This window comes from Chitinivibrionales bacterium (genome assembly GCA_035516255.1).
Taxonomy (GTDB): domain Bacteria; phylum Fibrobacterota; class Chitinivibrionia; order Chitinivibrionales; family FEN-1185; genus FEN-1185.
In genome coordinates, this window is record DATJAL010000032.1 from 1 (window position 1) to 1847 (window position 1847).

At 56.0% G+C, this 1847-nt stretch carries 2 protein-coding genes; both read left to right on the forward strand.

Annotated elements, in window-relative coordinates:
- A partial coding sequence (locus tag VLX68_10240; protein HUI92614.1) for an AAA family ATPase occupies positions 1 to 1257 on the forward strand: 1257 nt, incomplete at its 5' end.
- On the forward strand, positions 1202 to 1847 hold a 646-nt coding region (locus VLX68_10245), incomplete at its 3' end, for a hypothetical protein (protein ID HUI92615.1). The genes VLX68_10240 and VLX68_10245, both read left to right, overlap by 56 nt.

The following is a 1847-nucleotide window of genomic DNA, read 5'->3' on the forward strand; positions in this document are numbered from 1 at the left end:
ACGGAAAAAATAAAGTTCGAGACCCTGCATCAATTGCGCCAAAAAGTGGAAAATTTAAAACAGGAAGCGCTTGCGGCAGAACGCAACGGCAATCTGGAGCGCGTGGCGGAGATCACCTACGGCGAGCTGCCGCGGGCCGAGAAGGACTTTCAGATGTTTGAGAAGAAACATTTCGGCATGGGCGCCGTGAAGGGCAAGCGTGCCAAGCCAACGGCCGAAACACGGTTCCTGAAAGATGCTGTTGATAAAGAGGATGTCGCCGCGATTGTTTCGATGTGGACCGGTATCCCCTTGAAGCGGATGCTTGAATCCGACTCCGAGAAAATGATCAAGATAGAAGACGTGCTCCATTCGCGCGTCGTGGGACAGGATGAGGCGATCACAGCGGTCGCTTCGGCTTTGCGCCGCGCCCGTGCCGGGCTCTCCGATGTCGACCGGCCGATCGGATCCTTCATGTTCCTTGGTCCTACCGGCGTCGGCAAAACCGAGCTTGCGCGTGCCCTGGCAGAGTTCATGTTCAATGACGAAAAGGCATTGATCCGCATTGACATGTCCGAATACATGGAACGCCATGCCACGAGCCGCCTCGTGGGTTCTCCGCCGGGATACGTCGGTTACGACGAAGGTGGTCAGCTCACCGAACTGGTCCGCCACCGGCCGTACAGTTTGATCCTTTTTGACGAGATCGAAAAAGCGCACCCCGAAGTGTTCAATCTGCTCCTGCAGGTCTTGGACAACGGGCGTCTCACCGACAGCAAGGGGAAGACCGTGAATTTCAAGAACTCCATCATCATCATGACGTCGAACGTCGGGAGCGAATATTTGAAGGCGATGTCCCGCATCGGTTTCAGTGCCGGCGCGGATGCGGCCTTGGGAGAAGAGAACGATTTCAAGAAAAAAACGATGGATGCCCTGCGGCATACGTTCCGTCCGGAATTCCTGAACCGCGTTGACGATATCGTGATTTTCAATCCGCTGCGCAAACAGGACCTCCAAAAGATCGTGGACATCCAGCTCGCGGCGGTCGAGAAACAGTTGCGCGAGGTCCATCACATCGAGCTTGTGGTTGACCCCGCCGCGCGGGACTATCTTGCCCGCGAGGGGTTCAGCGCCGAATTCGGCGCGCGGCCGCTCAAACGTTTGATTCAGAAGGTCATTCTTGATAAGCTGGCAGATAAGATCATCCGCGGCGATATCAAAGATGGCAGCAAAGCTCACGTCAATTTCAAGGCAGATTCACTGGTCGTCGCTCATTAAGGCGGTTGTCTTCGCCGCGGCATGGTGGTACCTGCCGACATGGCTTTTCCTCGCTCTTGCGTGCATCATCTATTTCGTGCCGCCTTTTGAGGCGCGGAACAATCTCCCGGCGTTCCTGGTACTTTTGGGCATCTCGCTCGCGACCGCGCGAGCGGCCGTAATGGCCGCGGTCCTCGCGGTGCTGTGTTATTACCTCCTTCTCATCAAAGATTTTCTGGTCGTGGACCGCAAATTGGCGCGGACCGTGCTTGCCATGGCGCTTTCATTTTTCCTCTTCCGCGAATTCTTTTTGTCGTGGTATGCCGGCCTTTCGGCAGGTGCGCTCGCATGGGCATGGGTCATGGCGATCGCTTTTGGAATGCTTTTGAACGGCGTTATTGTCGCACGGCGGGGCAAGGAGGTAAGCGACGAGCACGACCGTGATCCGCGCCGTGTGGCTGTCCTCGCCTCAATGCTCGTCATGTTTGAGATTCTCGTGGCGTGCCTCTTCCTGCCGGTTGATTTTATCTATCAGTCCATCATCGCGTTTCTCGTTGCCGCGCTCATTTTGGACCTGGTGCCCGCATATTTTTTTCACGAACTTGAGCCGC